General features: G+C 73.8%; 14 protein-coding genes. 6 read left to right on the plus strand and 8 right to left on the minus strand.

Annotation, left to right across the window (positions count from 1 at the left end; all coding sequences use genetic code 11):
• Positions 1–17: 17 nt before the first annotated feature.
• Positions 18–2708, minus strand: coding sequence for a right-handed parallel beta-helix repeat-containing protein (locus ACZ4EF_RS09020; RefSeq protein ID WP_467503568.1), 2691 nt, complete (start codon positions 2706–2708; stop codon positions 18–20).
• The gene (locus tag ACZ4EF_RS09025) at positions 2705–10549 is read right to left on the minus strand and encodes a putative T7SS-secreted protein (RefSeq protein ID WP_467503570.1); all 7845 of its coding nucleotides are present in this window, start codon (positions 10547–10549) and stop codon (positions 2705–2707) included. Before ACZ4EF_RS09025 ends, ACZ4EF_RS09020 begins: the two co-directional genes overlap by 4 nt.
• Before the next feature lie 209 nt (positions 10550–10758).
• Here ACZ4EF_RS09025 and ACZ4EF_RS09030 point away from each other — a divergent pair, with 209 nt between their 5' ends.
• Positions 10759–11661 (plus strand): hypothetical protein, encoded by a 903-nt coding sequence (locus tag ACZ4EF_RS09030; protein WP_391045924.1) that lies wholly within the window; start codon positions 10759–10761, stop codon positions 11659–11661.
• A 68-nt stretch (positions 11662–11729) separates the two neighbouring features.
• A complete protein-coding gene (locus ACZ4EF_RS09035) occupies positions 11730–12038 on the plus strand; it encodes a WXG100 family type VII secretion target (protein WP_188282265.1) in 309 nt (102 codons plus the stop codon).
• Between the two features lie 61 nt (positions 12039–12099).
• On the opposite strand, the gene ACZ4EF_RS09040 is transcribed toward ACZ4EF_RS09035, so the two are convergent.
• From ACZ4EF_RS09040 to ACZ4EF_RS09055, 4 genes are all read right to left on the minus strand, one after another.
• Positions 12100–16887, minus strand: a complete 4788-nt coding sequence (locus ACZ4EF_RS09040; RefSeq protein ID WP_467503573.1) for an FtsK/SpoIIIE domain-containing protein — start codon at positions 16885–16887, stop codon at positions 12100–12102.
• A gap of 58 nt (positions 16888–16945) precedes the next feature.
• Positions 16946–18370: a hypothetical protein gene (locus ACZ4EF_RS09045; RefSeq protein WP_467503575.1), complete on the minus strand. Its 1425-nt coding sequence runs from the start codon at positions 18368–18370 to the stop codon at positions 16946–16948.
• Positions 18367–18966 carry a sigma-70 family RNA polymerase sigma factor gene (locus ACZ4EF_RS09050; protein ID WP_401308476.1) on the minus strand — a complete coding sequence of 200 codons (600 nt, stop codon included), beginning with the start codon at positions 18964–18966 and terminating at the stop codon, positions 18367–18369. Before ACZ4EF_RS09050 ends, ACZ4EF_RS09045 begins: the two co-directional genes overlap by 4 nt.
• Positions 18967–19268: 302 nt before the next feature.
• Positions 19269–20114 (minus strand): helix-turn-helix transcriptional regulator, encoded by an 846-nt coding sequence (locus ACZ4EF_RS09055; RefSeq protein WP_355341518.1) that lies wholly within the window; start codon positions 20112–20114, stop codon positions 19269–19271.
• A 193-nt stretch (positions 20115–20307) separates the two neighbouring features.
• Here ACZ4EF_RS09055 and ACZ4EF_RS09060 point away from each other — a divergent pair, with 193 nt between their 5' ends.
• On the plus strand, positions 20308–21063 hold the full coding sequence (locus tag ACZ4EF_RS09060) for an SDR family oxidoreductase (RefSeq protein WP_467503578.1): 756 nt from the start codon (positions 20308–20310) through the stop codon (positions 21061–21063).
• Positions 21064–21178: 115 nt separating this feature from the next.
• On the opposite strand, the gene ACZ4EF_RS09065 is transcribed toward ACZ4EF_RS09060, so the two are convergent.
• Positions 21179–21340, minus strand: coding sequence for a hypothetical protein (locus tag ACZ4EF_RS09065; RefSeq protein WP_467503693.1), 162 nt, complete (start codon positions 21338–21340; stop codon positions 21179–21181).
• Between the two features lie 226 nt (positions 21341–21566).
• On the minus strand, positions 21567–23132 hold the full coding sequence (locus tag ACZ4EF_RS09070) for a PP2C family protein-serine/threonine phosphatase (protein ID WP_467503580.1): 1566 nt from the start codon (positions 23130–23132) through the stop codon (positions 21567–21569).
• Positions 23133–23291: 159 nt separating this feature from the next.
• Between ACZ4EF_RS09070 and ACZ4EF_RS09075 the strand changes: the two genes are divergently transcribed.
• The 3 genes from ACZ4EF_RS09075 to ACZ4EF_RS09085 all read left to right on the plus strand — a co-directional run bounded on the left by ACZ4EF_RS09075 (position 23292) and on the right by ACZ4EF_RS09085 (position 25169).
• A complete protein-coding gene (locus ACZ4EF_RS09075; protein WP_467503695.1) occupies positions 23292–24032 on the plus strand; it encodes an SAM-dependent methyltransferase in 741 nt (246 codons plus the stop codon).
• Between the two features lie 121 nt (positions 24033–24153).
• A complete protein-coding gene (locus ACZ4EF_RS09080) occupies positions 24154–24681 on the plus strand; it encodes an NUDIX hydrolase family protein (protein WP_355341772.1) in 528 nt (175 codons plus the stop codon).
• A 116-nt stretch (positions 24682–24797) separates the two neighbouring features.
• Complete coding sequence (locus ACZ4EF_RS09085; RefSeq protein ID WP_366823789.1) at positions 24798–25169, plus strand: hypothetical protein; 372 nt, start codon at positions 24798–24800, stop codon at positions 25167–25169.
• Positions 25170–25529 lie beyond the last annotated feature (360 nt).

Below are 25529 nucleotides of genomic sequence, written 5' to 3' on the forward strand. Positions count from 1 at the left end.
GGGGCCTCGGCGTCTCCTCAGAGTCTGAGGACGGGGCGGGCGACGGCGGGTGCCGCGGACAGGGCCACGGACTGCGGCGGCAAGTCGTCGGCTTCGAGGGCGACCAGGTCCTCGGCGCGCGGATCGGCCAGTTCCGCGACGCGTTGCGCCTGACGTTCCGTCATCTCCTGGAACACCTGGCGCGCGGAGCGGCCGTTGCCGAAGCCCTCGCCGCGCGGCATCCGGTCGAAGAAGCCGCTCAGTTCCGCGCGGGCCTTCTCGGTGAGTTCGTAGCGGTGCTCGGCCGCCTGGTGCTCCACGATCGAGACGAGTTCCGCCGCGTCGTAGTCCACGAAGTGCAGGGTGCGGCTGAAGCGGGAGGACAGGCCCGGGTTGGAGGAGACGAAGCGGTCCATCTCGGTGGGGTAGCCCGCGGCGATCACCACGATGTCGTCGCGGTGGTCCTCCATGAGCTTGACGAGCGTCGAGACGGCCTCGGTGCCGAAGTCGTTGCCGCTGTGCAGCGGCGACAGCGCGTACGCCTCGTCGATGAACAGCACGCCGCCCAGGGCCTGTTGGAAGGCTGCGGTGGTACGCGGCCCGGTGTGGCCGACGTACTCGCCGACCAGCGCGCTGCGGTCGACCTCGATCAGGTGGCCGCGGCGCAGCAGGCCGAGCGCCTTGAGCAGACGGCCGTAGAGCCGGGCGACGGTGGTCTTGCCGGTGCCGGGGTTGCCCGCGAAGACCAGGTGGCGGCTGAGCGGCGGCGCGGGCAGCCCGGCCTCCTGCCGTCGCCGTACCGTCCGCATCAGCTTGACCAGCGAGCCGACATCGCCCTTGACGCCGTCGAGGCCGACCAGCGAGTGGAGTTCGGCGAGCAGGTCGTCCAGATCCTCCTCCGGCGCGTCCGGGTCCGGTCCGTCGTCACCGGGTGCGCCGGGCGGGGCCGTCCCGGACGGCGACGCGGGCAGGCCCGCGGCCCGGCCCGCCGCTCCCCCGCCGAGCTGCGGAATCGTCGGCCGCCGTACGTCGTAGGAGACGCAGTCCTCGAAGGCGGGCCGCGCTCCCTCGTCCTGGCCCAGATCCTCGGCGCAGTCGCGGACCCGGCAGCGGCGGAAGACCGGGGCGGCGCCGCGTGCCACGTGGAGGGCGGGGAAGCCCGCGCCCGCGACCTCGCAGGAGGTGAAGGTGCCGCCCGCGTCCTCGGCGAGGTAGATGCCGTTCTTCGCGGGCGCGTCGATGAAGACCCCGCTGACCTCGGGGAACGCGCCGGTCCACACGACGATCGCGGAGCCGGCGCTGCTTTCGACGGAGCCGCCGTCGACCCGCGCGGTGCCGCCGGAGTCGACCACGATCCCGGCCGCTCCCGCGGCGACGACCCGCACGTGGGAGAGCCGTACGCCGCCGCCCGCGCCGACCTCGACACCGGTCTTCGCGGCGCGCAGCACTGTGCAGTGCTCCAACTCGGTGCCCGCGGCGGAGACGGCGTGCACTCCGGTCGCGGTGTCGGTGAGGCGGCAGCCGCGGGCGGTGAGGGTCGCGGTCTGCGCGGTGTGCAGGCCGGTCATGGCGATACGGGACAGGCCGCATTCGGTGAGGTCGGCGTGCGCGGTGCCGACGGCGTGCAGGCCGTGCTCGGCGCTGTCGCGTATCCGGCAGTCGAGCAGGGCGGCTTGGGCGGCGTCGGCGAGGTGGACGGCGCTGTAGCCGGTGCCGGAGATCGCGCAGTCGGCGAGGCGGGCCGTGGCGGCGCCGAGGACCAGCAGGCCGTTGGCGCGGGAGTCGGTGACCGCGCAGCCGGTGGCGGCCAGCCGCGCGGCGTCCTGGGCGACGAGACCGCTGGTGACGGAGCCGGTGATCCGGCAGTCGGCGATCTCGGCGGTGGCGGAGCCGGTGAGGCGGATGCCGACCGCGCCCGCGCCGGTGACGCGGGTGTCGCCCGCGACGAGCGCCGCCTCGTCCTCGACGAGCAGTCCGCTGCCGCCGGTCCCTTCCAGCGCGCAGTCCACCAGTGCGGCGGCGGCCCGGCCCCGGATCCGCAGGCCCGTGCCGGTGCAGTCGCGTACGCGCAGCCGCTCGGCGGAGAGCCGGGCGGTGCCGGACAGGACGACCGCGGTGCCGTCGACGGCCTCGATCCGCAGGTCGTCGGCGCGGGCGCGGGCGGTGCCCGACAGGTGCAGACCCGCGCCGCCCGCGCCCGCGATCCGGCAGCGCAGCAGGAGCAGCGCGGGTCCCCGTTCGCGGGTCGGGGCCGGATCGGGGTCGGGGTCGGCGTCGAAGTCCAGGCCGTCGGGGTCGGGGACAGCCAACTCCCCTGTTCCGTGCATCCCTTGGGAGCCGTCGTCGGCGTCCGTGCCCGTCACCTCGACCCGGCCGCCGAGGACCACGCAGTCGTGCAGCGCCAGCGTCGAACCGTCGGTCACCCGGACCGCCGCCTCTCCGGGGCCGGCGCCGCGCAGGGTGAATCCGTGCACCGCGCAGTGCGCGTCGGCCACGGTCAGCGCGGGCGTTCCCTCGGCCGCCGGGTACAGCGTGACGCTGCCCGCGCCGTGTTCGGCGCGCAGCACCACCGGCCGGTCCACGGTCAGCGACTCCCGGTACTCGCCGGGCTCCACCAGGACGGTCGCGCCGGGCCGGGCGGCGCGTACGGCGGCGGCGATCGTACGGTGGGCGCCGCGTCCCTTGGCGGCGACGTGGACGGTGTGGGCGGTCGTACGCTCGGTGGTCACGGTTGCGGCTCCCCGCTGGTGTCGGAGGTGCCGGTGCCGGTCTCGGCGGTGCCGGTGTCGCCGTAACCGCCCTGGTACCACCAGGGGTTGATGGCGGCGCGGTACCAGTTGGTGAGCTGGGAGGTGAAGACCTTCTCGGGGAGCTTCCAGCCGAACTGGAGGAAGAACTCGGCGAAGCCCTGCCGATGGAAGAGCCGGCTGCCGCCGCCCATGATGAACAGGTTCTTCATGGCGCCGACGCTGACCGCGCCGGTCATGCCGGAGACGGCGTTGATCAGACCGTCCAGGGCCGCGGCTCCGCCGCTGAGGTAGACGGTGTCGCCATTGGCGTCGGTGATGCCGAACACCGAGGCGTTCATGCTGCCGTTGACCCACGCGGCGAGCGTGGAGGTGCCCGCGTTGTAGCCGAAGTCGTACATGCCGCCGCGCCAGCGGGTGGGCGCCTCGTTGCCCGCCCACTCGTTGGACCAGTGCTTGTCGTGGTTCATCGGCTTGCGGTACCAGGGCTTTCCGCTGTCGGTGTTGGCCAGGCCGTTGCGCCAGTCGCCGGTGCGCTGCAACCCGCTGATCTTGTTGTCGTGGACGAGGCTGCCGACGGCGGTCTTGATGCCCGCGCTGACGCTCGCGTTCGCGAACGCCTTGAGCGCGTCCTTCCCGGAGAACGGCCTGTTCTGGATGTCCGCGACGATCGCGTTGACGGCGAGATTCGCGGTGAACTCCAGGACGAATTCCTGGAAGAGTTCGATGGCGGCCTTCTCCATGACCAGCTTCCACTGCGGCTGGTAGAGGCCGTCGCCGATCCGGGAGATGTCCAGGCCGCTGAGGTCGGTCTTCCACTGCATGCGGTTGGGCTCGCGCAGCCGCCGTCCCCAGCCGCGCAATTCGGCCGCCGGGCCGCGGAAGTCGACGCCGCGTCCGGTGAGTTGGAGGCGTCCGAAGGTGTCCGCCTCGAAGATGTAGCCGCTGTCGGAGCCCTGGGCGTGGATGACGCCGTTGCCGTCGTGCCGTACCCACTGGCCGCGCCAGGCGTCGGTGGTCAGGATCTGGTTGGTGCCGACGACCTTGCTCTCCACGACGGCCGCGTTGTGGTCGAACTCCTTCCAGACGTTCAGGTTCACGGGGTTGGGGGCGCCGGGGCCGAGGCGGGCGCCGTCGGGCAGGTACTCGCGCACGCGTCCCGTGGTGCTGGTGGTGGGCACCTCGCGGACGGTGATCGGCGCGGCGCCGCCGCCGAGGTCGACCCGGTCGCGGAAGAACCGGGCGCCGGTGAACCAGTCGTCCACGTACGCGCCGGCCCCGCCGCCCGCGCGCGGATTCCACCACTGGCGGGTGCCGACGCCGTGGAAGTCCACGGCGTTGCCGAACGCGTCGTACTTCGCCCAGCGCCACTGGTGGCTGCCGTCGGGGTTGGTGACGCGCCAGGAGTCCACGTGCTCGCCGCCGCCGAGCATGTCCCGGCCGCGGATCGCCACCGGGCCGTTGTCGGTGCGGAGATACGCGCGGAAGGAGTCGTCGAACGGTGTGGCGCCGTTGAAGCCGCGGCCGAACTCGGTGAATCCGGTGGTGCGGTTGCCCGCGCCGTCGAGTCCGTCCCAGGCCCAATGGCGGGTGTCGGTCCGGCCGTTGTAGCCCGACCAGTCCCAGTGCCGGGAGCGCGGCGCGGTGGTGGTGACGGTCGTCGGGCCGTGTCCGTGGCCGGGCCGCAGGTCGGCGCCGGGCCAGGTCCGTACGTCGCCGATGGGCGCGCCGTGCACGTTCTTGGTCAGGGCCGGGCCGCCGTTGCCCTCGAAGGCGCCCGCCCGCACGCCCGGGCCGCCGTCCAGGACGGTCCCGGCGGCCGGGACCGGCTGGAACTCCACGACGGTGCCGTCCGCGTAGCCCGCGCGCGCCACCCGGGTCGGGGCGGCGTCCGCGCCGTACCAGTCGCCGCCGGTGAAGGCCCCGTTGTGGTCGACCTTGAAGTGGTCCTCCCAGATCCGGCCGCCGGGCGCGCCGGGCGTCTCGATCCGGTAGCCGGAGAGCTTCCCCGCCCCCTCGGTCCACGGCATCCGGTGGGCGACGGGGGCGACGCCCGCGGGCAGCGTGACGGAGTCGCCGACGGTGAGGGTGTTGCCGTGGTCCAGCTTGAACGTGCCGCGCGTCAAGGTGCCGTCCGCCGCGATGTCCAGCACGTTGTCGTTCATGGCGGTGAAGCGGAAGCCGTGGGTCTCGGCGCCGGTCGCCAGATCCGTCCTGGTCCACTTCGACATCTGGAAGCGGGTGTCGCCCTTGAGGAAGCCGTGCGTGTCCCACACGGCGTCGCCGATGCCGATGAGATGCTTGCGAACCCACTGCGGCGGGCGCTGCTCGGACCAGCGCCGGACTTCCAGGAGTTGGTTGTCCGGCAGCTTCTCCAGGGCTCCGGCCGGCTTGCCGTGCTCCGACTGCTCCTTCCACAACTGCCTCGTGGCATTCGCCCCGTTGGGGTCGATGGTGACCGTCTTGGGCAGGTGCCCGTTGGCCGGGTCGAGCACGGCCTCGCGGTAGTGGTTGGCGTGGGACTGCGGCAGGTGCGCGGGGCCCCACTGGCGCTGCACGACGATGTCGTCGCCGCCGAGCCGCAGATGGTCGGTCCAGCCGCCGTCGGCGTCCATCGTGCGCCTGCCGCCGAGCACCGGCCGGTGGTGGGCGTCGTAGCGCACCCACGACCAGTCGCCCGCGCCGTCGCGGACGCCGAGGACGCCGCCGCCGTCGATGCCGGTGCGGAACTCGTGGACCAGGGTGCCGTGGTGGTCGATGCCCCGCCACGCCTTGCCGTCCAGCGTCCCGACGTTGCGCAGGCCCCAGTTGGTGACGTTGCCCGCGTTATCGGTGTGCGTCCAGCGGGTGTTCTGGCCGGAGAGCCTGCCGAAGCCGCTCGCGTCGGTACGGCGGAGGGAGTCGAGGAAGCCGCCGGTCGCCAGCGGCCGGCGTTCGAAGACCTCCACGGCGCTCTTGCCGGGCTTGGCGACCAGCTTGACGTGGCCCGCGTCGGTGGCCACGTCGACCGTCCCGGAGTGCAGCAGGCCGCGCCCGGCGCCCGTGAAGGGGGCGTCCGCGACGGTGTCCATGAGCTGCCAGGTCTTCGCGTTCGGCGTGAAGGTGAGGACGAACCGCTGTCCCGGCACGCGGACGCCGTCGCGCGTGACGTTGATCGCCTGCTGGTGGATGCCGCCGTCCGCGCCGAACTGCCGGTACTCGCCGCCGCGTACGCCCGCCGTGCGGTCCGTGACGCGCCAGCCGTCGCCGTGCGGCGCGAAGTGCGGCAGCGGTACGCCGTTGGCGTCGATCGCGAGCCGCTGGGCGGCGCCCATGGTGCCGGGCGCCGGATGGCGGGTGACGCCGAATTCGTGCAGGGGCGCGCCGCCGGGGCCGTGCAGCATCACGGCGTGATCGCCGAGGTGGCCGCCCGCGTGGTCGTGCGTCCAGTAGTCGCCGCGGCCGGTGTCGGTGACGCGGATCGTGGCGGGGTTGCCGGTGGCCGGGTCGAGGTCGACGCGTACCGCGTGGTGCGGCACCGGCTGCCACGCGCCGTCCAGGTGCCCGGCCGCGCCGCCGCCGACGGGGAAGTCCACGGCGCCGCTCGGTCGGCCGTCCGCGCCCAGGAGTTGGCGGCCGTCCCCGGCCAGCACGTGGTCGGGGCCGAAGCGCTGGTACGTCATGGCCTGTCCCGCGGCACCGGGCCGTTCGACGCGCAGGCCGCCTCCCGCGTGGTCGAAGACCTGGACGCCGCCGGGCCTGACGCCGCCCGCCAGTTCGATGTGCGGGGCGCCGCCGCCCACCGGGCGCACCACGAGCCGCCCGTCCGCCGCGCCGCCGGGCAGCCGCAGCGGCGTACCGGTCTCCACGGCCTGCCCGCCGGTGATGTCGTGGCGGACGAAGGCGCCGTCCGCGCCGTTGCGGTCGATCCGCACGGCGACGGTGGCGCCGGTCGCGTCGGTCTCGCGGACCGGCGTGAAGCCGTGCACGGGCGCGCCGTTGGCGTCGAGGAGCTGTGCGCCGCCGCCCCGGCCGGGCGCGGGGAATTCCACGAAGTGCGGGGCTCCGGTGCCGGTGTGGAGCCCGTGGCCGTCCGCGAGGTGCAGGCCGCCGGAGTCGAAGAGCTGGTACGTGGCGGACGTGCCGGGTGTCGCGGCGCGGTCGACGCGGAAGCCGTCGCCGGGTACGGGCAGCCGGGTGACGGTGGCGCCCGCGTCCACGGCGCCGCCGGTGACCAGGTGGTGGGTGGCCGCGCCCGTCCGGTCGAAGGTGACGGAGACGCCGGTGCCGAGCGGCGCCTGCGGGCCGCGCAGCGGGACGGTCTCGGCGCGCAGCGATCCGTGCGAGTCGAAGGTCTGCCGGATGCCGGTGTTCACGTCGTGGACGGACAGTCCGCCGCCGTTGACCTGGACGACCTGGTGGGTGGTGGCGGTGAGGTCGTTGCCCGCGCCGTCGAGGAGCCTGATGTCCACGCCGTTGACGTGGTAGCCGATGCTGACACTGAGGCCGTGCGGCAGGCCGGTCGGGCCGCTCAGCGGCACCGACTCCTCGATGAGACGCCCGCCTTCGGCGCCCTCGACCCGGATGACGGGCGGCGGCACCGCGCCGCCGAGGAGCCGGGGCCGCTCGCGCAGCGACTGGAGGTTGAGGTCGGTGATGTGCTGGTCCATCGCGGCCGGGTTGATGCCGTGCTCGCGCAGGCCGCGTACCGCGACGTTGAACTGCTGCTGGGCGGCGGCCAGTTGGGTCCTGATCTCGGTGACGGCGCGGGATTCGCCGCTGGAGGGCCCGCCGGGCATCGCGCGCAGGTCGTCCAGGTGCTGTTCGAGGCGGCCGAGGTCGTGGCGTGCCAGGACGAAGTCGCCCCAGGCGTCGAAGCGCAGCGGCCGTGACGGGTCGGTCGCCGGGCCGAACAGCGCGCCGATCCGCTCGCTGTCGGCCGACCACGCCCGGTCCAGTTCCTTGGCGGTCAGCCGCGGCGGCGGTCCGCCGAGCCGTACGTCACCGGTCGTGTGCGGGGGCGCGGCGGGCACGGGCGCCGGTTCGGGAGCGGGGGCCGGTTCGGGGACGTGGGCCGGTTCTGGGAAACGCGCAGGGGCGCCCGCGAACGCCTTGTCGCCGAGTCCCGGCACGGCGGTGCCGGCGAAGGCCGGGCCGTCCGCGCCGTGGCCCGAAACCCCGTGGCCCGAAGCGCCGTGGCCAGCTGTGCCGTGGCCGGACGCGGGGTGCGGCAGCGGCGAGGGGCGGCCGAGTGAGCCGTTGTCGAGCAGGTCCATCGCGGCGTCGAAGCGGTGCGCGGGCGGGAGGTCCACGCCCGCCGCGCCGCTTCCGCTGCCGTTGGCCGTGAGGACTTCGGGCCCCTTGCCCTTGCCCGCCCCCGCGCCCGTACCGCCGAGGTCGAAGGTGGTCACCGCGGGCGTACCCGGCATGTGGGTGACGGCCACGGGCGGCGGCATGTGCGTGACCGCGGCGGACGGCGGGACCGCGGCGACGGCGGCGGGCGGCGGCATGTGGGTGACGCTCGCGGGCGGCGGGGCGGAGACGACCGACGCGGGCGGCGGGGTCGCGGTCAGCGCGGTGGTCGGCGGCGGGGTGAGGTCGCTCGCGCTGTGCCCGACGGTGTGGACCGGGCCGAGGTCCACCGAGATGTGCTGGGCGAGCGTCGCCATCGTGTGGCTGTTGGCGATGTTCGCGGCGGTGCCGGTGATGAGCGCGTTGGGGGTCGGCGCCAAGGCGTGCACGGCGACCGGGTTCGGGGTGTGCAGCAGGTCGAGCGCGTTGAAGGAGCCGCCGGTGTGGATGTCGGTGACCACGTGGGTGACGCCGCCGGTGAAGGTCGCGGGGACGTGCCCGGTGACCGGCACGGTCGCCGCGTGGAAGTTCACCGCGCCGTTGGTGGCCAGGTGCGGCAGGGCGGGCGCGGGCACCGTGGGGGCGAAACCGGCGGTGGCGGCGGGCGGCGGCATCGAGACCGCGCCCGCCACGCTCACATTGACGTTGACGGCCGAGGCGGGCGGCGGGGTGGCGATCGCCGCGGCCGGGTTCGTCAGATGGGCACTGGTCACCGGGGTGGTCGGGGTGAAGGCGTGCACGGTCCCGGCGGGCGGGGTGGTCACGACGGCCGCCGGGGTGATGTGCGGGACCCCGATCGAGGAGACCACGGTCTGCGGCGGCACGACCAGGTCGGTGGCCTGCGTGACGATGTGGCTGGGGACGGCGTTGGCGCCGATGCCCGGCACGTGGAAGGAGGGCGCGCCGACCTGGGCGTGCACGCCGGTCGCGCCGATGCCCGCGGTGTTGATGCCGGTGGTGGAGATGTGGATCGGCGGCGGCGGAGCCAGGATCGCGGCGGCGGGCGGCGGCAGCGCGTGCACCCCTGCGCCGACGTCGAAGGTGATCCCGGTCGGGGTGTGCGTGACGTTCGCCCACTCGCCCAGGTGCATCGAGGACAGTTCGGTGATCGGGGTGTCAAGCAGCGCGTCCTTGCCCATGATCGCCTGGAAGCTGAAGGTGATCGAGTCGCTGAATTTGGGCCCGAGGTCGAGGCTGAGCTTGGGCGGGTCGGGGATGAACAGGCCGGGCGCCGAGTGGCCCGCGCCGCCGAACTCCGGCGTCGGCAGGTGGCTGACGCCGCTGCCGACGGCCTGCACGCCGGGCCGTACGATGTCCGCCGCGCCGTACTTGAACTTGCCGAACACACCGCGGTCGACGAGCGCGATCTTCATGGCGCCGAAGACGCCGAACTTCCCGATCTCGTCGCCCTCGGCGGGCAGGAACACCCGCAGCCACTTCGCGCCGCCGAACTCGTTCTTGAAGAACGTCGCACTGCCCTTGCCGAAGTTGGTGACGAATTCCGGAACTCCCTTGAAGAAGGCGGGAATTCCCTTGATGCCGGTGAGGACGGTGAGCGAGCCGACCTTGAAGGCGTTGGCGCCGAGTTGGCCGAGGCCCTTGCCGACGCCCGACAGCCACAGCCCGCCCGCCTTGGTCCAGCTCCCGGTCAGGTGGGCGAGTTCACTGAACGAGGGCAGCGCGACGAACGGCTTGGCGATGCCGGTCATCATGTCCTTGAGGAAGGTCAGGGTAGCGATGCCGCCCGCCTTGATGGCCTGCCAGCCGAGTTTGAAGCCCTTCGCGATCAGCGAGAAGATCGGCACGGCGCGGGTGGTGGGCGCGATCATGCCGAGCGCGGACAGGAACAGGTCGAGCGCGCCGACCTTGCCCTGCGCGAAGTCCACCGCGGTCTTGATGAAGATGGTGAGGTTGACCGCCATCGCGACCAGCGCGATCGGACCGCCGAAGATCAGCGCGGGCAGGATCAGCGCGATGGCGATCCACTGGAAGATCTCCCAGAACTCCGCGCAGCCGGACACCGGCGACTTGATGTTGCCCGACGCCTTGCGCAGCGTGGTGGTGGCGGCGCTCGCCGCGTCCTTCTGCGTCTGACCCGCGTCGCGCGCGGTGCTCGCCAGCGTCTCCAGATTCGGGTCGTCCTTGGCCAGCCCGCGCCCCTGGTCGAGCGCCGCGTCCGCCTTGCTCTGCGCGGTCGACATGGCGTCCGCGTACGTGGTCAGGGCGGTGCTCGACCACTCGAACGCCTCGGCGATGCTCTGTACGAAGCCGCGCAGCCGCCCGCTGATCTGGTCCCGCAGCGCCTCGGCGGTCTCGCCCGAGAACGCCTCAGGCCCGGTCTTGTTGAGGACCGTCTCCATCGCGGTGTCGATCTCCCGGGCGGTCCTGCCCAGGTCGCCGATCGAGGTCGCCACGGTGTGGATCCGCACCGGGTCGCCGGGCGTGGGGTCGCCGCTCACACCGAGCGCGTCCCAGTCCGTGGGGCGTGGCATTCCGGGTCCTCTCCTGCCGTACCGCCGTGTGCCGCGAAGTTCTGCCGCATGTCTCACGTACAAGGAGCCCCGGCGGTTCACTGCGGGAAGTCCCGGACCCACGTCCCGGACCTGGGTGAACCGCGGGGACCGCTGGTACGTGAACATGTCGGACCGGCTGGTTCCGGTGACCCCGGCGGCCCCCGGCGCCCGGCGCCCGTAAGGAGGAGATGGCATTGGTCGACTTCGCGCTCGACTACACCGTTCTGCACACCGCCCGCAACGACCTGCACGAGCTGGCCGACAAGATCGGGCCGACGCTCAAGAACAGCGACTACGCCACGCTCGGCAACGACGACTCGGGCGACGCGCAGGACGTTTTCGGCGACGCCCAGCTCACCGCCGCCTTCAGCACGCTGTACTACCGCTCCAAGCACCCGATGGAGAAGGCCGAGGACGACCTGCGGCAACTCGGGGACACCTTCGGGGCGGTGGCCGACGGCTTCTTCAACATGGACGCGCAGATCGCCGAGGGCGCGGGCATCATGAGCGCCGACATGGGCCTGAGCGACTGGGTCGCCAAGCACAAGGCGTGGCTGGGCCACGACCAGTGGGTCAAGGACCACGACCTGTGGGAGCAGTACCAGGCGAATCCGGACTCCTGCGAGGTCGCGCCGGGCGAGACCGCCCCGGCGTACTGCTCGGCGTCCGACCCGGGGCCCGAGCCCACCGACCCCGGCGCGCCGCCCACCGACAAGACGCTGACCACCGCGGACGGCGGCACCGTACACACCCAACTGACCCTGGACGACGACTACAACGTCGTCACGGAGAAGACCACCGTCACCACCGGCGCGGGTCAGACGTACACCTCGACCACCACGTACCAGGACGACCACCGGTCGTACATCACGGACACCGTCTACGCCGACGGCAGCAAGGCGCACTCCGACGTCCACATCAACGAGGACGGCAGCGGCACCATGGCCGTCACCGACGGTGACGGCAAGGAGAGCGACTACACGCGCACCGGGGCGGGCGCGGAGTGGAAGCTCGTCGGCGACGAGGACGGCGACGGCGTGGTGGACAGCGAGGAAGAACCCGACCCCAGTTACGACTACATCGGCTACTAGCGCCGTCAACCTGCCCGTCAACCCGGCCCGTCAACCCGGCCCGTCAACCCGCGAGGAGCACACCCGCGATGCCCAACATCTCCCTCGACTACGAGAAGATCGAGACCACTTCGTCCAAGCTGGACACCGCCAACGAGAACATCGTCCCGATGCTCAACCAGCTCCGCACCGACGTGAACAACCTGCTGGACGACGGCATGGTCTTCGAGCAGTCCAGCGCGGCGCTGAAGGAGTCGTATGAGAAGTTCAACTCCAGCCTGCTGCTCGCGGTGAAGGGCATCAAGGACTTCGCGGAGCAGTTCCGCGGCATCAAGCAGTCGATGGCGGACAACGACGCCGACCTGGCGAAGAAGATCCGCGACGCCGCCAACGGCTGACGGCCCGTCACGCACCCGCGCCGGGCTTCCCGTTGGTACGGGAGCCCGGCGCTTGTGCGTTTCAGGACGTCTTGAGCGTGGTGACCGGGACCTGCACGGTGAGCGCCGTGACGCCGGGGCCCGAGGTCCAGGCGCGGCCCGCGCGGGCGTGCGACCGTACGGCGCTGATGGACAGCCGGGCGCCGATCAGGTCGCCGTCGGACATGTTGCGCGGGGCGAGGACCAGGCCGCGCCGGGACCGCTTGGCCGCGGTGAGCCAACTGCCCAGGCCCAGCGAGAGGGAGTCGGCGGGACCGGCGGCGAGCAGGCCGATGCCGCGTTCCCTTCCGGAGACCACGATGTCCTTGAGGATCTTCTCCGCGCCGCCCATCGCGACCAGGTCGGCGTCGTCCACGATGACCACGCGCGGTCCCGCCATCGCGTCCAGCGCTTCGCGCACGGTGTCGGCGGACGGGTCGGGCTCGGTCAGCAGCCGGACCTGCGGGTGCCGGGCGAGCGCCCGCAGCGGCGACTCGCGCGGGGTCAGCACCACCAGCGAGGTGCCGCCCGCGAGCAGCGAAACGGCCAGGCAGGCAAGGGTGTTGCTGCGCCCGGAGCCGGGCGGCCCGGCGACGAGGAAGGACGGCGCGCCCTGCGCGAAGTCCACGCCGACCGCGCCCGCGCCGTCGCCGCCGACGCCCAGCAGGCCCCACATCGGGCGGCGCAGATTGGCGGGCACCTTCTCGTAGACCTCGGAGAAGTCGGCCACCGCGGGCAGCGGTGCGACCGGGAACGGGCGCCGGTCGTCGGGGACGTTCACCGCGCGCCGGGTGGCCGCGGCGCCGATCCCGCGCAGCGCCTCGACCTGGCCCTGGCCGCTGTCGTCGGCGTCGAGGAGCGCGATCTGCGTCTCGGTGCGGCTGACGATGTGCCAGCCGCGGCCGTCGGGGACGGACGCGGGGACCTGGCTGGGCAGCATGCCGATGAGGTTGTAGTCGCTGCGGTCGGCCTGCCGCAGCAGCAGCTTGTGGTCGTTGTGGGCGGCGATCCGGCCCGCGATTAGGGAGCGTTCCGAGGTGGCGACGACGTGGATGCCCGCGGCCGCGCCCTCGCGCAGCAGGCGGGTGATGTCGCCGAGCAGCCGCCCGTTGTCGTAGTCGTCGATCAGCGGGGACAGCGCGTCCCAGCCGTCCACGAGCAGCAGGATGTGCGCGGGCCGTTCCGCCTCCGGCAGCAGGTCGCGCAGTTCGTTGAGCCCGGAGCAGCTCCGCGCCGAGCACGCCTCCTGACGTTCGGTCAACTCCCTTACCAGGCGGCCGAGGAGGCGTTCCAGGTGCTCGAAGTCGTGCCGGGACACCACGGCTCCGCAGTGCGGCAGCGCGGCCACGGCGGCCAGTCCGCCGCCCGCCGCGTCGATCCCGTAGATGTGCAGGTCGCTGAGGCGGGCGGTGCGCGCGGCGGAGCCCGCGATGGTGCGCAGCGCCTGGGTGCGGCCCGAGCGCGGGGCGCCGATCACGTAGAGGTGCCCGAAGGTGGCCAGGTCCACGGTGGCGACCCGGCGTTCCTGGAGCTGCGGGATGTCCTCCAGGGCGTACGGGAACGGCGGCGGGAGCGTCTTCAGGCCGGTGGCGCCGGGGCGTTCGACCGCGGGCAGCTCCTCCAGCAGCACCTTCGGCTCCAGGGCGGGCAGCCACGGGCTGGGCTGCGGCTCGTAGTCGTCGAGCAGGTCGGCGGCCTCGCGCAGCGCCGCCACCAGGACCTGGAGGTCGGTGGGCGCGAGCGGCCCCTGCTCCTGCGGGGTGTCGTCGTCGCCCGCGGGCGGGGCGGCGGGGCGGCCGAGCCGGGTCCAGGACAGTTCCGCGGCGTGGACCTTGGGGCGGGCGAGCGCGGGGCGCGGCCGGCCGTCCGGGTCCTCGCTCTCTTCGGCGGGGCGTTCCGCGCCGACCCACGCGGACTGGAATGGGACGGCCGAGCGGTGTCCGTAGCGGACCAGCGCGCGTCCCGGGGTGCTCGGCGAGATGTGTACGGCGTCGCCGGTGTCGATGATGTCCTGGCTCTCGACCATGTCGGTGACGCGCAGCGCGATCCGCAGGTTGGTGTTGGCCTTGATGTCCGCGGTGACCGCGCCCGCCGGGCGCTGCGTGGCGAGGATGAGGTGGATGCCGAGCGACCGGCCGCGCTGGGCGATGCTGATCAGCCCGGTGACGAAGTCCGGCACCTCGCGCACCAGCGTGGCGAATTCGTCGATGACCAGCAGCAGCCTCGGCAGCGGCGGGAGTTGCGGGCCAATGGCGGAGGCAGCGGCGGCGGCGCGCTTGGCCCGGTACTCGGGGTGGTCCTTGGCGTCGTGCTCGGCCAGGATCCGTTCCCTGCGCCGCAGTTCGGCGGCGAGCGAGTCCAGGGCGCGCTGGACGAGGTGCGCGTCGAGGTCGGTGACCATGCCGAGGGTGTGCGGCAGGTTGGCGCACTCGCGGAAGGCGCTGCCGCCCTTGTAGTCAACCAGTACGAAGGTGAGTTCGTCGGGGCGGTTGCCCGCGGCGAGGGAGGCGACGAAGGACTGGAGGAGTTCGGACTTGCCGGATCCGGTGGTCCCGGCGACCAGGCCGTGCGGCCCGTCGCGTACCAGGTCCAGCGACATCGGCCCGTCGTATCCGGTGCCCAGTACGAAGGTGGTGGTCGCCGGGCGCCTGGTCCAGCGGTCCACCAGCGCCCGCGCGTCCGGGGGTTCCTGGCCGAGCAGGTCCAGCAGCCGTACCTCGTCGGGCAGTCCGCTGTCGTTGTCCGGGCTGACGTCGCGCAGCGGCGCGAGCGCCCTGGCCACCCGCTCGCACCAGGCGGAGGCGACCAGGTCGGGCCGTACGCCGGTGACTTCGGGCAGTCCGGTCCTGCGGACCGTCAGACCGGTGCCGGAGACGGTGACGACCGCGCCGCACTCCTCGGGCAGCAGCCGTTCCTGCTCGTCGAGGCAGAGGCTGAAGACACGGACCGGCGGACCCTCGGTGAGGATCTGCACCATGCCCGGCACGTCGCGCAACTGCCGTGCGCTGTCGGCGATCACGAGGATGTCGGGCGCGGTGAACATCGCGCGTCCGATGGACGAGCCGAGCGCCCGCTGCCGTGCCTGGATCTGCGAGACCAGTTCCGAGACGCGGTTGGCGACGCTCTCCGGGTCGTTGCCGATGGCCACGACCGGTCCGTTGGGCGAGTACGGCCGCAGGTGCGGCAGCCATCGCACCCAGCCCCACTCCTGCGCACGGGACGGCTCGGTGAGCACGACGATCCGCAGGTCGCGCGGACTGTGCAGGACCGCGGACTGGGCCACGCACCAGCGGGCCAGCGCCTGGACGGGCGCGGCGGTGCCCGCGACGCCGACGACGCCGAGTTCGGTGATCTCCACGCCGATCGGGATGTCGGGCAGATTCCAGCGCACGGTGCGGTGGTTCTCGTCCTGCGCCGGGTCCTCGATCGCCTTCACCGACGGCATGTCGACGGTGCCGACCCGCAGCACGAGGTGGTCGGGGTCGCGGCGGCGGCGTTCCCACAGCCGGCTGCCGGGTCCGGTGGCGATCAGGCCGAGGGCCGCCGGGTCGGGTCCGGTGTCGCAGCGCACCCGGCGCTCGCGTACGACGGCCGCGCGGATCTCCCGCTCCACCACGCGGCGGCGGGCCCGGTAGCGGCGGCGCGACTCCACGTGCGTCTTGTGGTTGTTGCGGCGGCCCATCACCCAGTTGGAGATCGCCATCAGCGGCGTGAAGAGGATGAACACCAGGTAGAAGTACGAGTGGAAGATGCCGACCATGACCAGGCCGAGCACGACCGGCGCGAACATCATCAGCAGCGGGAACGGCACGCGGACGCGCTGTCCCGGCGGGGACGGCAGGCGCAGCGACTCGGCGTCCAGGTACGGCGCGATGCGCGGCGGCCGGTTGAAGTCGACGCCGATGCCGTCGGCGGAGTCGGCGACCGCGGCGTCCGCCTCCACGGGGGCGACCATGCGCAGCAGCGTCGTGCCGACGGCGAGGTCGACGTCCACCGGCCACGCGGTGCGGTGGTCGGCCTCACGGGGGGCGGTGGTGTCGGCCTGCGCGGGCGTACGGGCCGCGACGGTACGGGGGTCGGCGGCCGGTCCGCGCGCCGCCTTCCTGGCCGCCTTCCGCGCGGCCCGCGCCGCCTTCTCCGCCTCGTCCACGGCGCGCGCCGCGTCCATCCGCTCCTCGGGTGTGGTCCGGTCGGGCGCGGTGCCGGTCAGCGGGTCGACGTCGGAGGGCGGGACGGGGACGCAGAGCCGTACGGAGCCGCCGTCGATCCGGTCCTCGGCGCGCTCGCGGTGCCAGTACGCGCTGCCGTCCGCGGCGATCGTCACCCACAGTCCGTACTCGGGCGCGTCGGCGCCGCGGACCCGGATCGCGCAGCGGGCGTCCGTGCCGATCTCGTAACTGCCCTGCGCGAGCTGCCAACTGCGGCCCGCGCCGGGGCCCGAGACACTGTGCACCTCGGCGAGCACGGGTTCGCCGGGCGCGGGCTGGACGCGGCCCGCGAGCGGGTCGGGGTCGGGCGGGGTGCCGCCGACGCCGAGCACGCTGCCCTCGCGGATGCCGCTGTCGCGGATCGGGGCCTCGGGGGCGAGCGGTGCGGCGCCGAGGTGGAGGGCGGGGCCCGCGTCGGGGTCCGCCGGGCCGTCGGGGCGTGCCGGGTCCGCCACGGGCGCGCCGGGGCGGCCCGCGGTGGCGGGTGTGCCGTCGGCCCGGACGCCCAGCGCCTCGGCCAGGTCGCCCACGGTGCAGCCGTCGGGGAGTTCCAGCAGGTGGTCGCGGTGCACGGCGCCCGCGGTGGTGCCGACGGCGTCGACGGTGGTGAGAGTCAGCTTCACGATGTCCAACCGGGGTGGTGGGGGCGGCCGGGGGCGGCGGTCAACGGTCGGTCGGCGGTCAGTCGCCGCGCGGGGCGGGCGCGGTGGTCACGGCTCCCGAGCCCACGGACTCGGCGTCGGGTGTCCCGGCTCCGCCCGCGGACTCACCGGCGGCGGGTCCGGTGCGGGCGCGTCCCGCTGGCGGGGTCGCGACGGATCCGGGCCCGGCGGCGGCCGACGCCGAGACGCCGACCGGGCCCGACTCGGCTTCGCCACCGCTGCGTTGACGGGGCGTCACCTGGGCGTGGCCGACGCCCCGCGCGAATTCTGTGGACGGCGCGCTCGCGGCGGACACCGCGGAGACGCCCACCGTGCCCGGCTCCTCGGCCCGTTCGACGTGCGCGTGCGGTGCCGGGGCGCGGACGGGCGCGGCCAGCGGCGGCGGTTCGTACGGCGGCAACGACCGGATCGCGGCGGCCACCGCGCGCGGCACGGAGGTCGCCCGGACCCGCAGCGGTGTGCCGTGCACGGTGAGCAGTCCGTCGCGGTCCACGTCCAGCAGCCGGGCGCGGCCGTGCGTCCTGCCGTACGCCAGCACGCGCGGTCCCGCGGCGCCCGCGAGGTCGGCGGCGGCGTCGGGGAGCGGGCCCTGGCAGACCACGAAGGCGGGGCCTTCGTGGGTGTCGCTCCACCGGGCGGCGTCGCGCAGCGCCTGGGCGACGGGCGGCCCCGCGTGCCGGGGGTGCACGCCGTCGGCGACGGTGACGGCGCCGGGCGGCAGCCGCCGGTCGAGCTGGGCGGCGAGCGCGTGGACGAGCGGGCGCGCGACGCGTTCGTCACCGTCCAGCGCGGTGACCGGCGCGCCCGAGGCGAGGTCGAGGAAGACCGCGCGGTCCCCCTCGACGCCGACGGCCGCGATCAGTACGGGCGGTGCGACCGGCCCCTGCTCCCAGCCGGCGCCGTCCCCGAGGGCCAACCGGCCCGCGAGTCCGGCGGGTTGGAGGTCGTGCCACTCCTCGTACGCGCTCCACCACACGCGCGGGTCGCGGTCGTCGGCGACCCACGGCGGCGGCGGTTCGGGGACGTCCCGGCCCGCGACGAGGACCCCGACGAGACCGTCGTCGGTCCCGTCACCGACCAGCACGCCGTACGGGCGGCAGCGGTCGGGGACGGCGGCATGGGCGGCGCGCAGCGCGCGCTCCCCGGTCCGCCAGACGCCGGGGTCGTCCAACAGGCGTCCCAGCAGCCGGAGTTGTCGCCGGTAGCGGACCCACCCGCGCAGCGGCGCGGTGAAGGCGTTCGCGGTGAGGCGGCTCTCGCGGCGCGCCCAGCGGCGCACCACGCGCCATCCGCCGATCCGGCGGACCGACCGGTTGGTGAGGACCAGCACGGCGATGACCAGGCCGAGGACGCCCAGCACCGTGCAGATGGCGCCCCGGTGGTCGGTGAACACCTGGAGGGGCCCGCCCGCCAGCTCGACGACGGCCGGTTGCGGACGGGTCATGCGGCCGTCTCCTCGTTCTCCAGCACACCCAGCTCGCGGCGCAGCGAGCGGATCGCGTGGTGGGTACGGGACTTGACGGTCCCGCGGGGTATCCCGAGGACGTCGGCGACCTCTTCGCTGCCGCGTCCGTAGATGTGCACGTGCACCAGTACCTCGTGGTGCGCGTAGGGCAGTCGCCGCATGGCCTGTTGCAGCCACCGCCGGTCCACCACGCGGTCGGCGAGGTCGTCCCAGTCGGCGGTGTCGGGGCGGACGTCGGCCGCGCTGCCGACGGGTATCGCGCGGTCCTTGCGCCAGGTGTCGACGGCCAGATTGTGCGCGATCCTGAACAGCCAGGGCCTGATCGGTCTTTCCTGCCAGTCCAGTTGATCGGCCCTCAGCCACGCCCGCAGCAGGGTCTCCTGCACGACGTCCTCGGCGTGCCGCAGGTCGGGGGCGAGCAGCTTCGCCACGTACCGCAGTAGCGCCTCGCGTTCGCCGCGCAGCCGGGCGGCGGCCAGTTCACCGCCCGCGACGGAAGGGCCGGTTAAGCCGCCCGCCTCGCCGGAGACCTCACCGCCTGACAGTGCGTCAGGAAGATCCTGTGTCGGTTTCACCACAGTTCCCTTTCTGCCTGCCAGCTCTCCCGATCACAGTAGGCGGCCGGTCGTCACCGTCCGAGAACCCCCGATGAACACCGCGCAACAACCACATGACTCCCATGCGAATCAGCTGCCCCGGCGCTAGCGGCCCGCCGAACGCCCTCTGAGCTGGGAGGAGTTCGCGGGCAGCCGAGACCCGTGCGGTCCGTGCGAAGGGGACGCCGCCGCCGTGCCGAGGGCGTCCGCGCGCCCTGCCGCGCCCCACGTCCTGCCGCGCCCTGCCGTGCCTCGCACCCCGCGCTCTGCCGCGTCCCGCCCTACCGCGCCGTCATGTCCTGCGTGCCGATGACCGAGAGCAGCTCCAGTTGCTCCGCGCCCTCGGTGCCGGGGGCGGCGCTGAACCAGAGCAGCCGCTGCCGGCCGTCCTCGCTGAACAGGCAGTGGCAGTCCAACTCGATGACGCCCAGCGACGGATGGACGATCCGCTTGTGGTCGGTGCGGCGGAAGGCCACGTCGTGGGCGTCCCACAGAGCGGCGAATTCGGCGCTCTCGCGCCGCAGATGGGCGACCATCCGCGCGACCTCGGTGTCCCGGCCGCGCTGGCCCGCGACCGCCTGGAGGTCGGAGACGAAGACCCGCGAGTGGTGCGGGTGGTCCTCGGGCGGGTAGATGCCGCGCGCCCGCGGATCGGTGAACCAGCGGAAGACGAAGCTGCGGGCGGGGCCGCGTACGGCGGGTGGACGGCCGAGGAGCGCGGCGGCCGGCTCGTTCTGCGCCAGCGTCTCGTGCAGGTCTGAGATGACCTGGGCGGGGGTGGTGGTCAGCCGGTCGAGCAGGCCCAGCAGCGCGGGCTGTACGGGGGCGGCCGAGCCGTGCGCGGAGGGGGGCACGGGCCGCTCGGCGAGGTGGAACAGGTGGTCGCGCTCGTCCGTGGTCAGCCGCAGCGCCCTGGCCAGCGCGGCCAGCGTCTGGGCCGAGGGCTGGGCGCCGCGGCCCCGCTCCAGCTCGGTGTAGTAGTCCGCGGAGAGCCCGGCGAGCTGGGCGACCTCCTCGCGGCGCAGCCCCGGCACCCGCCGCCGCGGCCCGGCGGGCAGCCCCACGGCGTCCGGCCGTATCCGGTCGCGCCGGGTCTTCAGGAACGCCGCCAGCTCGGGAAGATTCACCCCTCCATCGTCACTCCCCGCGCCCGGCGGGGCCAGGCCGCAGCCAGGGGACGGCAACCCCTGGGTGGGCTCAGCCCTGGCTGAACGCGTGGAAGCGACCGACAGTGGGAAGCGGACCGGCCCCCGGCAGGACGTACGAACGCCGGAGCGGTCCGGCCGCCCGACCGCCCCCGTTTCCGTACAGGAGCCCCCCATGACGACCACCCCCGAAACCCCCGCCCGGCCGCGCGTCGCCGTCGTCACCGGCGGCTCACGCGGCCTCGGCCGCCAGGTGGTGACCCGGCTGGCCGCCGACGGCCACGCCGTGGTGATCGGCTACGCGGGCAACCGCGGCCTGGCCGAGGCCGCCGTCGAGGAGGTCACCGCCGCCGGCGGCCAGGCGCTCGCCGTCCAGGCCGACATCGCCGACGAGACGGCCGCCGCGGCGCTCTTCGACGCCGCCGAGTCCGCGTACGGCGGTGTCGACGTCGTCGTGCACGCCGCCGGGCGCATGGCGCTGTCGACCGTGGCCGAGCTGGACCTGGCCGAGCTGGACGCGATGCACCGCACGAACATCCGCGGCACCTTCGTCGTCGCCCAGCAGGCCGCCCGCAGGGTGCGCCCCGGCGGCGCCGTGGTCACCTTCTCCACGTCCGTGCTGGGCCTGTCCTTCCCCGGCTACGCCGGTTACGCCGCCAGCAAGGGCGCGGTCGAGGCGGTGACGCTGATCCTCGCCCGCGAGCTGCGCGGCCGGGACGTCACCGTCAACGCGGTGGCGCCAGGCCCCACCGCGACCGACCTGTTCCTCGACGGCAAGGACGAGGAGACCGTCGCCCGCCTGGCCGCCCAGCCCCCGCTGGAGCGGCTCGGCACCCCCGCCGACATCGCCGAGGTCGTCGCCTTCCTCGCCTCCCCGGCCGGTCACTGGGTCAACGGCCAGGTCGTCCGCGCCAACGGCGGCATCGTCTGACCGGCCCCTTCGAGCGGGCATCGCGCGCGGCCGTACGGCCTCGGGCCCCGGCGACCAGGCCCGTCGCGTACAGCCGCGCGTACACACACACGGCCGTACGGCCTCGGGCGCGCGGTCAGCCGTTGACCGGGCCCGAGGCGACGCGGCCGTCGCCGCCGCGGTTCAGCCACGCCGAGATCTCGCCGCCCGCGCCGATCAGGATGGAGTCGGTCTTCCCGTCGCCGTCGAAGTCGGCGCAGCGGACGTGGGTCGCGCCGGCCGTCCGTCCCGTGGCGATCCGGCCGAGCGGGGCCGTGGAGCCACCTGCCGGTGCGCGACGGCGCGCCGGGCGCCACCGGGCGCTTCGCGCAAAGCACGCGCCCGCGCGCCTTTCCCGGTGTCAGGCCGCCGTGTCAGCCCGCTGGTACGACCGTCAGCACGACCTCCGGAAGCGCCTCACGGAATCCGGCCGCGCGCCAGGCACCGTCAGACGGACGCCCCTTCACGACAAGCGCGCCCGTGGCCTATCCCGGTGTCAGCGCTGCCAGCAGGACCGTGCGGTCGTCCGTGGTGGCGTCGGCGGGCGGGTCGCGGAGGAGGGTGTCGCAGAGGGACTGCAACTGCTCCTGGCCGACGTCGACTTCGGCCAGTGCGGCGGCCTCGGCGGCGGCGCGGGCGGTGGCGCCGCCAACGGGACCCGTACCGGGGCCGGTTGGGGCGCGGTCCGCACCGTCGGCACCGATGACCGGGCCGCCCGGCGCCCGTTCGCCTATGCCGTGGTCGAGGGAGCGGGCGAGCCGGGCGATACCGGCGTCGATATCGGAGCGGCGGCTCTCGATCAGGCCGTCGCTGTAGAGCAGCAGGAGCGTGGGCTGGTGGATCTCCAGCACCGAGGGCTCGGCGCTCCAGGCGCTGAGCCCCAGCGGCAGTCCGGCGCCGAGCGGGACGGGGCGGGCGGCCTCGCCCGGTGCGCGGATCAGCGGCGGCGGGTGGCCCGCGCCGACGACGGTGCAGGTGTGCTGTTCCGCGTCCCACTCGGCGTACACACAGGTGGCGAAGGAGGCGTCGGGGGTGTCGGCGGCGAGGGCGTCGAGCCGGTGCAGCAGTTCACGCGGATCGGTGTCCAGCGCGGCCAACGTCCTTGCGGCGGTGCGCAGTTGGATCATCGCGACGGCGGCTTCCGGGCCGTGTCCCATGGCGTCGCCGACGATCAGGCCGACCCGGCCGCCGGGCCTGGGCAGGACGTCGAACCAGTCGCCGCCGATGATGTCGTGCGGGCCCGCGGGCCGGTAGTCGTGGGCGACGCGGCAGCCCTCGAAGGTCCGGTCGGTGTCGGGCAGCATGCTCCTGCGGATGGCCAGCGCGGTACGGCGCTCGTGCTCGTATCGGCGGGCGTTGTCCAGGGCGACCGCGGCCCGCGCGGCCAGCGACTCGACGCCCGCCATGTCCTCCAGGCCGAACGGCGGCAGGTGCGGGCCGCGGGTGCAGGCGATGAAGCCGATCACGGCGCTCTGGAGGCGTATGGGAACCACGAGGAAGGACGCGGTGCGTAACAGGTCGTGGATGCGGGCGTCGCCGCGTCCCGAGGCGGCGAGCCGGTCGAAGGTGTGGGTGTCGACCGCGTCGAGCAGTTGGGCGTGGCCGGTGGCGAGCGCGCGGGCGTACGGGGTCTGGCGCGGGAAGACCAGCACCTCGTCGATCGGCAGGACGCCTTCGGTGCTCTCGGCCGCCGCCGCGCCCATCCGCAGCGCGAGCCGCCTGGCCTCGATCTGCGGCGGATCGGCGGACGTCCCCGCGCTCTCGTCGACGAGCCAGCGCTCCAGCAGATAGACGGAGGCGGCGTCGCAGAATCCGGGCGCCATCGCGTGGACGACATGGTTTCCGGTCATATGCAGATCGAGCGCGGAACCGATGACATCGGCCGCTGGACCGACCGCCAGCCGCCCGCGGCGCGGGGGCGGCGGCTTCTCGCGGAACGCGGAAGCGGCCCCCGGCGCGTCCTCGAGGGCGCTGTCCTCGGGCTGTTCGTGCGCTTCGTGTCGCAGGGTCGTGCCTTCCGCCGAGCCGTTGCGGCGGGCGGCCGAAACCACCCGGTGGCGACGTACGCACCCCGCAGCGCCCCGTCACCAGGATTCTATGATGACCGTTCAAGACGCGGCCGTCGAAAGGGACTTGTGGTGACCGGACGCAAAGAAGTCCCGGAGGGCGTGGATCCGGCCAAGGCGAGCGTGGCGCGGATCTACGACGCGATGCTCGGCGGGGAGCACAATTTCGCCATAGACCGGGAGGCGTTGGCCGCTTTCACCGCCATCGACCCGCAGGTGCGGGCGCTGGCGCGGGCGAACCGGGCCTTCCTGGGCCGGGCGGTGCGCTATCTGGTCGACGCGGGCGTCCGGCAGTTCGTCGATCTGGGCTCCGGCATCCCCACGCAGGGCAACGTCCACGAGGTCGCGCAGTCGATCGCGCCGGGCACGCGGGTGATCTACGTGGACAACGATCCGGTGGCCGTCGCGCACAGCGCGTCGCTGCTCGCGGACAATCCGGACGCCGACATCGTGAGCGCGGACATCCGGCGGCCCGACGACGTACTGAACTCGCCGCAGCTACGGAAGCTGATCGACTTCAACCAGCCGGTCGCCGTCCTGATGATCACGATCCTGCACTTCATCACGCACGCGGAGGACCCCGAGGGGCTGGTCGCCGCCTACCGCGACGGGCTGCCCGAGGGGAGCTGGCTCGCGCTGAGCCACGCGACCGACCAGGACCGCCCCGGCACCGCCGCCGCCGTCGGCCAGCTCTACCGGTCGAAGGCCACCTCTCCGGTCACCGCCCGCTCCCACGACCAGATCGCCGCGCTCTTCGCCGGCTTCGACCTGGTCCCGCCGGGACTGGTCTACGTCCCGCTGTGGCGCCCCGATCCGGCCGACGAAATCCCGGACAATCCCTCGGAGTTCTGGGTCTACGCGGGCGTGGGCCGCAAGAGCGGCTAGGGGTGCGGATCGCGGCGGGGCCGGGAACCGCGCAGGTCCGGACAGCGGACCGCGCGGGTCCGGTTCGGCTCCCGGGCCTGTGCGCGGGCGGGTGGCGACGTACGATCAGCGGATGGCTGACATGACCGAAACCACGCCCGGCTGGCTGGCTCCCGACGAACTGGAGCTGACGCGCGCACGTATGCCGATCCTGTATGTCGACGCCGTGCCGGTGCGGGTGGACGACAGCGGGGAAGTCACCCACATCGGGCTGCTGCTGCGCATCGGGCCCGACGGGACGATCAGCCGCACGCTGGTGTCGGGCCGGGTGCTGCACCACGAGCGGGTCCGCGACGCGCTGCTGCGGCATCTGGAGAAGGACCTCGGCCCGGTGGCGCTGCCCCGGATCCCGGCCTCCCCGCAGCCGTTCACCGTCGCCGAGTACTTCCCGACCGAGGGGGTCACCGCGTACCACGACCCCCGGCAGCACGCGGTGTCCCTCGCCTACGTCGTACCGGTCGCGGGCGACTGCCGCCCGCGCCAGGACGCGCTCGACCTGGTGTGGTTCACCCCGCAGGAGGCGTCCTCGCCGCAGCTCCAGCAGGAGATGCCGGGCGGTCGCGGTGTCCTGCTCCGGCAGGCCCTGGCGAGCGTCGGCTGCCTGTCCTGACGGTCCGGTCCCGGCCCGCCGCCCTGTCATCTGTCAGGAGCGGCGGGCCGTTCCCCTTTCCTACGGTGCTGGTGGCGGCCTCGAAGGGCCGGTTCCGCGAGGAGAGGAAGAGCGACATGGGCAAGGTCATGCGGGGCGTGGCGGTGCTGGCACTTTCGGTGACGGCCGTCGGGACGGTCGGCGCGGTGCGGGCCGACGCGGCGGGCGGCACGGTCCACGGCTGCCCGTACGGCGCCGTCTGCGTCTACCCGAACGACACGGACTGGGGCAACGACCACCCCAGCTTCGTGTACTGGAGCTACGGCGCCCACAACCTGAGCAATCAGTACGGGTGGCACGACGTGCTCAACAACCAGTCCGGGGGCGCTCGGGCGAGGCTGTGGACGGGCTACAACGGCACCGGCCAGGTCGTCGACGACCTGGTGGCGGGCGGTGCCTGGCACTACGACCTCGGCCCGGTCAACTCCATCACCCTGGACCGCCCCTGACAGTCCGTCAATTTGCTGACCTGGCCGCCGGGCACGTTCAAAGTCCGCACCAGCCGGTCGAGGTCGGTGTACGTAGTCCGCGCACCGGAGGCCGTACCGGACGTCGCACCGGAGGCCGTACGGGACGTCGTATCGGCGGCTGTGCCCGTGGCGTAGGTGTCGGTGTACGGGTGCGACCGGCCGCTCGCCGCCGCTTGGCCGTGTGCTTGCGCCAGCGCCTGGGGGCCACGGCGCCGAGGTAGGAGCGGGCCCGCGCCTGCCGCTTCTGACAGGTGACAGGGGTCGCCTGTACGGCGGCAAGGCGCGGCACGGGCCAACGGCCGGTCGTGCCGGGATTCCGGGTCGTGACGGCCCCCCGGA

Source organism: Streptomyces sp. NPDC025721, from assembly GCF_055558595.1.

What these genes read in the sequence shown, in the direction of transcription:
- ACZ4EF_RS09025 (WP_467503570.1), bottom strand. Translation starts at nt 10,549, where the DNA reads ATGCCACGCCCCACGGACTGGGACGCGCTCGGTGTGAGCGGCGACCCC.
- ACZ4EF_RS09030 (WP_391045924.1), top strand. Translation starts at nt 10,759, where the DNA reads ATGGCATTGGTCGACTTCGCGCTCGACTACACCGTTCTGCACACCGCC.
- ACZ4EF_RS09035 (WP_188282265.1), top strand. Translation starts at nt 11,730, where the DNA reads ATGCCCAACATCTCCCTCGACTACGAGAAGATCGAGACCACTTCGTCC.
- ACZ4EF_RS09045 (WP_467503575.1), bottom strand. Translation starts at nt 18,370, where the DNA reads ATGACCCGTCCGCAACCGGCCGTCGTCGAGCTGGCGGGCGGGCCCCTC.
- ACZ4EF_RS09060 (WP_467503578.1), top strand. Translation starts at nt 20,308, where the DNA reads ATGACGACCACCCCCGAAACCCCCGCCCGGCCGCGCGTCGCCGTCGTC.
- ACZ4EF_RS09075 (WP_467503695.1), top strand. Translation starts at nt 23,292, where the DNA reads ATGCTCGGCGGGGAGCACAATTTCGCCATAGACCGGGAGGCGTTGGCC.
- ACZ4EF_RS09080 (WP_355341772.1), top strand. Translation starts at nt 24,154, where the DNA reads ATGACCGAAACCACGCCCGGCTGGCTGGCTCCCGACGAACTGGAGCTG.
- ACZ4EF_RS09085 (WP_366823789.1), top strand. Translation starts at nt 24,798, where the DNA reads ATGGGCAAGGTCATGCGGGGCGTGGCGGTGCTGGCACTTTCGGTGACG.